This is a genomic window from Syntrophorhabdaceae bacterium (genome assembly GCA_028713955.1).
Classification (GTDB): domain Bacteria; phylum Desulfobacterota; class Syntrophorhabdia; order Syntrophorhabdales; family Syntrophorhabdaceae; genus UBA5609.
This window is the reverse complement of the sequence record JAQTNJ010000214.1, coordinates 1-5,424: the sequence shown is the minus strand read 5'-3', so window position 1 is coordinate 5,424 and position 5,424 is coordinate 1. Positions and strand designations below refer to the sequence as shown.

At 46.6% G+C, this 5,424-nt stretch carries 6 protein-coding genes; 4 read left to right on the top strand and 2 right to left on the bottom strand.

Translation table 11 applies throughout. From position 1 onward, the window contains the following. The first annotated feature begins 74 nt into the window (after positions 1 to 74). Together PHU49_14040 and PHU49_14035 are read left to right on the top strand one after the other, a co-directional pair. Positions 75 to 1,004 carry a cation diffusion facilitator family transporter gene (locus tag PHU49_14040; protein MDD5245126.1) on the top strand — a complete coding sequence of 310 codons (930 nt, stop codon included), beginning with the start codon at positions 75 to 77 and terminating at the stop codon, positions 1,002 to 1,004. A gap of 14 nt (positions 1,005 to 1,018) precedes the next feature. Beyond that, positions 1,019 to 2,164 (top strand): class I SAM-dependent RNA methyltransferase, encoded by a 1,146-nt coding sequence (locus PHU49_14035; GenBank protein ID MDD5245125.1) that lies wholly within the window; start codon positions 1,019 to 1,021, stop codon positions 2,162 to 2,164. 76 nt (positions 2,165 to 2,240) lie between these two features. Here the strand turns inward: PHU49_14035 and mscL are convergent, their stop codons facing one another. Then, entirely contained in the window at positions 2,241 to 2,705 is a 465-nt protein-coding gene (gene mscL, locus PHU49_14030; GenBank protein ID MDD5245124.1) for a large-conductance mechanosensitive channel protein MscL, read from the bottom strand. A 153-nt stretch (positions 2,706 to 2,858) separates the two neighbouring features. Here mscL and corA point away from each other — a divergent pair, with 153 nt between their 5' ends. Together corA and PHU49_14020 are read left to right on the top strand one after the other, a co-directional pair. After that, positions 2,859 to 3,926, top strand: coding sequence for a magnesium/cobalt transporter CorA (gene corA, locus PHU49_14025; protein MDD5245123.1), 1,068 nt, complete (start codon positions 2,859 to 2,861; stop codon positions 3,924 to 3,926). Positions 3,927 to 3,942: 16 nt separating this feature from the next. Further along, positions 3,943 to 4,671: a DUF4197 domain-containing protein gene (locus tag PHU49_14020; protein MDD5245122.1), complete on the top strand. Its 729-nt coding sequence runs from the start codon at positions 3,943 to 3,945 to the stop codon at positions 4,669 to 4,671. 4 nt (positions 4,672 to 4,675) lie between these two features. On the opposite strand, the gene PHU49_14015 is transcribed toward PHU49_14020, so the two are convergent. After that, a partial coding sequence (locus PHU49_14015; GenBank protein MDD5245121.1) for a DUF362 domain-containing protein occupies positions 4,676 to 5,424 on the bottom strand: 749 nt, incomplete at its 5' end.

The window sequence follows — 5,424 nt, the reverse complement described above, 5'->3', positions numbered from 1 at the left end:
CAATGAAATTTAGCCTGATAAATAATTAATTTTTCATCGCTATATCCCTCTTTTTTAGCATATATTATTGAGACATGGATATAAGACAAAAGGCTTCGATCACAGCAATATCTCTGGCGTTAATCCTTGCGGTAAGTAAATTCATTATAGGTTTTACCTCCAACTCAATGGCCGTTGTCTCATCAGGGCTTGACAGTGTCCTCGACGTCTTCATGTCAACAATGAACCTTTTCGCGATATGGAAGGCATCGCAGCCGGCAGATGATTCCCACCAGTACGGTCATGGCAAGGTTGAGGACATGGCCCAGGTCGTCCAGGCGGTTGTGATCGTCATATCAGGCACGCTTATCATCTACAGGTCCATCCATGAATATTTGCATGAGGGAACTATAGTTTACTCTATGCTTGATGTCGGGGTCATGCTTCTCTCCCTTGCGTTCACTTTTATCATCACCGTAACATTGAAAAAGATCGCGGAAAAGACCAACTCCAATACCCTCAGGGCTGATGCACTTCACTACACGAGCGACATTTACTCGAACTCAAGCGCACTCGTCGCAATGGCCCTTACCTTTTACACGGGCAGGACCTTCTTCGATCTGCTCTTCGCGGTAATAACGGGCTGCATAATCATATACTCAGCCTTTCGTATCTTAAAAAACGGCCTTTACGGCCTCATGGATACAAGCATCCCTGAAAAAGTACAGAACGAGATCGAGGGGATCATTGGCCAGCTTCCTTATCCTTACGCAGGGTACCACAAGCTCAGGACAAGGTTTTCAGGAAATAATAAATACATTGACTTTCACCTTTTCATCTGTAAAAAGCTGAATATCGATGAGGCGCACAGCCTTGCCGATGAGCTTGAGAAAACGATCAATGAAAAGACACTCGTTGCAGATATCACCATCCATGTAGAGCCATGCGGTCTTGACGGATGTGATCTCACTGAAGAGACCTGTACCGTCCTCAGGTTAAAGGCAGCTAAAAAAATAAGACATTAAAGAGCATATCGTAAATGGCACAATATACCATTATAGCAACTTCAACATTCGGTCTTGAATCCGTTGTCGTCCGTGAACTGAGAAGGCTCGGCTACGATGACATGACCGTGGAGAACGGCAGGATCACCTTTACGGGGGACGAGAAGGATATAGCACGGTGCAACATCTGGCTCAGGACAGCAGACAGGGTGCTTATCAAGATCGCTGATTTCGAGGCAAAGGATTTTGAGGAACTCTTCCGGGGAACCCGGGATATCAGATGGGACGAGATGATCCCCGTCGATGGCAAAATGCATGTCATCGGGAGATCGGTCAGTTCAAAACTTTCCAGTGTAAAAGACTGCCAGTCCATAGTGAAAAAGGCTGTCATCGAGGCGATGAAAGAAAGGCACGCAATAGACCAGTTTCCCGAAACAGGACCTTTATACAGGATCGAGATCTCACTCCTCAAGGATACGGCGACGCTCACATTAGACACAACCGGTCAGGGGCTGCACAAGAGAGGATATCGCGAAGGGGCAGGGGAGGCGCCGCTAAGGGAAAACCTCGCTGCAGCGCTCGTTCTTTTAAGCAGATGGAGTCCCGAAAGGATCCTTGCCGATCCTTTTTGCGGTTCAGGAACGATACCGATTGAAGCGGCTATGATCGGCAGAAACATCGCGCCCGGTCTGAAGCGGTCTTTTGCCTCCGAGCAGTGGCCTCAAATCCCCCGTCATGTATGGGATACAACAAGAAAAGAAGCGGACAGGCAGATGAATAACCTCCCGTTCAGGATACTTGCATCCGACAACGATGCGAAAGTCCTCAAAAAGGCGCGGGAAAACGCAGAGAACGCCGGGGTAGGGGAGTGCGTAGTGTTTCAGAAGCTCTTCTTTGAGGAATTCCGTTCCAGGAAGAAATACGGCTTTATTATATGTAACCCACCTTATGGAGAACGTATGGGTGACTCCGAGGAGATCGAAAGGATCTACAAAAAAATGGGTGAGACATTTTCCCGGCTTGATATGTGGTCATTCTTCATACTATCCGCACATCCGCAGTTCCAGACATTCTTCAGGAAAAGGGCAGTCAAAAACCGTAAACTATATAACGGCGGCATCAAATGCTACCTCTACGAGTATCTCGGTCCGAGACCTGAGATGCAGAAGAGCAGAGGATGAGAAGGCGAGAAGAGCAGAAAACAGAATACACAGACTGACGGCTGTACGCTGTCTGCCGAAAGCTATGCACTATCAACTATCCACCGTTTTTCGATCCCTTCAACTCCGATGTACAGTGCGGACATTTTATTGCCTTGATGGGTATCGATGACATGCAGTAGGGGCACTCTTTCGTATCCGGTGCTGCTGGGGGAGTTTCCCCTTTGAACCTGTTTACCTGTTTGATCATGAGAAAGACTGCAAACGCGACGATCAGGAAGCTGATGATCGTATTAACAAAAAGACCGTAGCTCAGTGTCACCGCTCCGGCAGTTTTCGCGGCAGCGAGGGTAGCATATGGTCCGGCAATCTTTCCTTCTTTAAGCACAACAAAGAAATTAGAAAAATCAATGTTCCCAAGCAGTAAACCGATCGGCGGCATGATGACATCATCGACGAGAGATTTGACAATCGAGGTGAAGGCAGCGCCAATGATTATGCCGACAGCCATGTCTACCACATTTCCGCGCATGATAAATGTTTTGAACTCTTTGAACATCATGTCCTCCTTTGCACTAAATTTACAGGATCGCCGTATATAATTTTGCCATCTTGCAAAAAAAATAACAACAAAGATTATGCTATCTATGGGGCTTTCAAAAGCTAAGTGTTGACAGATAAGGCGCCCTTTGTTACGATTGCCCTGAGGTAGCAGGTGAAACTAAGATTATTAAAAAAACGCTCTGCCAAAGCCGGTCTTCCTCCCGGCTCACTCGTTCATATCGGGGAAGAAAAACCGTTAAAACCAAAAATCACCGTTCTTCATTATAACGAGGAAGGATACCAGGAGATCGAGGTAGAAGATATCGGACAATACCTTTCTCTGAAAGATACACCGGATGTTACCTGGATCAATGTAGAGGGGATCTCACAGGTTGAGACCATTGAAAAGATAGGACAGCACTTCAGCCTCCACCCGCTGCTCCTCGAGGATATAATGAACTCGGATCAGCGGCCGAAGATGGAAGATTACGACGACTACCTCTTTGTTGTTTTAAAAAAGATCTATTTCGATGAAAACGATATTACTATCCACGCTGAGCAGATCAGCATGGTCCTTGGGTCAAGTTTCGTTATAACATTTCATGAACATGAAGGGAGTGTTTTCGATCCTGTCAGGCTGCGGTTAAAAAACGGCAAAGGGCGTATCAGAAAGATGGGGGCTGATTATCTTATCTATTCATTGATGGATATCGTTGTAGACAATTATTTTACGGTCCTTGAAACACTTGGTGAAAAGATGGAAGATCTTGAAGTACAACTTGTCACCAATCCTGGAACGGGTACATTAAGGACAATGCAGACCCTCAAGGGCAATATGATCTACCTCCGTAAGGTAGTATGGCCCCTTCGGGAGGTCTTAAGCAGCATGGAAAGGGACCGGTCGCCCCTTATACATGATTCCACGCATGTTTATCTCAGGGACGTTTACGATCACAGCATCCACATTATGGATACGATCGAAACATTCCGCGATATGCTCGCAGCCATGCTGGATATCTACCTGTCAAGCATAAGCAACAGAATGAACGAGGTTATGAAGGTATTAACCATCATCGCGACGATCTTTATACCTCTCACGTTTATAGTGGGTCTTTATGGTATGAATTTTGAGTATATGCCTGAGTTGAAATTACGGTGGGGCTATCCTGCCATCCTTCTGGTCATGCTTGCGTTATGTGTCTTTATGATCCTCTATTTCAAAAGAAAAAAATGGTTTTAAGAAACAGGAGGTCATTATGAATAAATTTATCTGTTTATTGTTATTAGTTTTTTTTGTAACAGTCTCTATCTGTTCAGCAGGTCCTCTTGACGATATCATGAAGGGGATCAAAAAGGTTCCCTCTGCTGGAGGAAGCAGCTCCGATGAAGCCACAACCGCATCAGGTCTAAAAGAAGCCCTTTCCATCGGGACCGGGAATGCGGTGACCGCTGTTTCAAAATCAGACGGATATTTTATGAACCAGTTGATCAAGATACTGCTTCCCAAAAACATACAGACAGCGGCAGATGTCCTTGGCAAACTGGGTTATCAGAAACAGGTCGATGACTTTATATTGAGTATGAACCGTGCAGCGGAAAATGCTGCGCCGAAGGCACGTAAATTCTTCGTTGACGCCATCAAGGAGATGACATTCGATGATGCGGTGAAAATACTGCGAGGCAGTGACACCTCGGCAACGGAATATTTCAAATCAAAGACCTTCGACAAGATTTACGCAGCATTTAAGCCGCCTGTATCGGAAAGCATGAACAAGGTGGGGGTAACACGTTCTTACAAGGAGATGACCGGGAAGTATACCTCATCAGTACCTTTCGGGAACATGGAATCCGTCGACCTGGACCACTATGTCACCACAAAGACGCTCGACGGGCTTTTCTTCATGGTGGGGCAGGAAGAAAAGAAGATACGAACCAACCCTGCGGCAAGGACAACAGACCTGTTAAGACAGGTCTTCGGGAAATAAGGATTTAAATCTTTACAAGCGTATACTCTCTTTCACCGAGCCCCATCTTTACAGCATGATCAAGCTGGATATTCCAGTCAATGGAAGGGTAGACGGCCCGCCATTTGTCTTCGCCGCTCTTCAGGGGGGTCTTGATTGCCGTGCCTGGAATAGACTCTTCGTTGTTGACGAGGTCGCAGGATGCTGCATCGACAGCAACAGGGTCTATCGAGGCGAGGATGCCTATGTCCTTAACGATCGGTGCATCGCTATGAGGGTAACAGTCGCAGGCAGGACTGACCTGCATGACAAAGCTCAGAAAAACAGCCTTTTTCTCCTTTCCCTTGAGTGCGCCGCAGGCATATTCGACCATTTTTTTCTGAAAGATATCAGGTGATTGTTGCCACTGGATCTCGATCGCTTTTGATGGACAAATGATAATGCATTCACCGCAGCCGATACACTTCTTCGCATTAATAGAGGCCTTTTTATCCTGTACTGAAATCGCCTCAACGGGACAGTACGGAACGCATGTTTTACACCCTACACAGGTCCGGGCATTTATCTCGGGCGCCACGTTACTGTGCTGGACGAGCTTTCCTTCACGTGTTGCACAGCCCATACCGATGTTTTTTAAAGTACCGCCAAACCCGGAAAGCTCATGAGCCTTAAAATGCGTAACAACGACCATCGCGTCGGCATCGGCAATCTCCCTCGCGATGCTTGTTTCCTTAAGGATCTTGCCTTTGATCGGGACCTTTATTCCGCTGCCGC

Coding starts and splice junctions, on each gene's coding strand:
- PHU49_14020 (MDD5245122.1), top strand. CDS start 3,943: ATGAATAAATTTATCTGTTTATTGTTATTAGTTTTTTTTGTAACAGTC.
- mscL (MDD5245124.1), bottom strand. CDS start 2,705: ATGATGTTCAAAGAGTTCAAAACATTTATCATGCGCGGAAATGTGGTA.
- PHU49_14035 (MDD5245125.1), top strand. CDS start 1,019: ATGGCACAATATACCATTATAGCAACTTCAACATTCGGTCTTGAATCC.
- PHU49_14040 (MDD5245126.1), top strand. CDS start 75: ATGGATATAAGACAAAAGGCTTCGATCACAGCAATATCTCTGGCGTTA.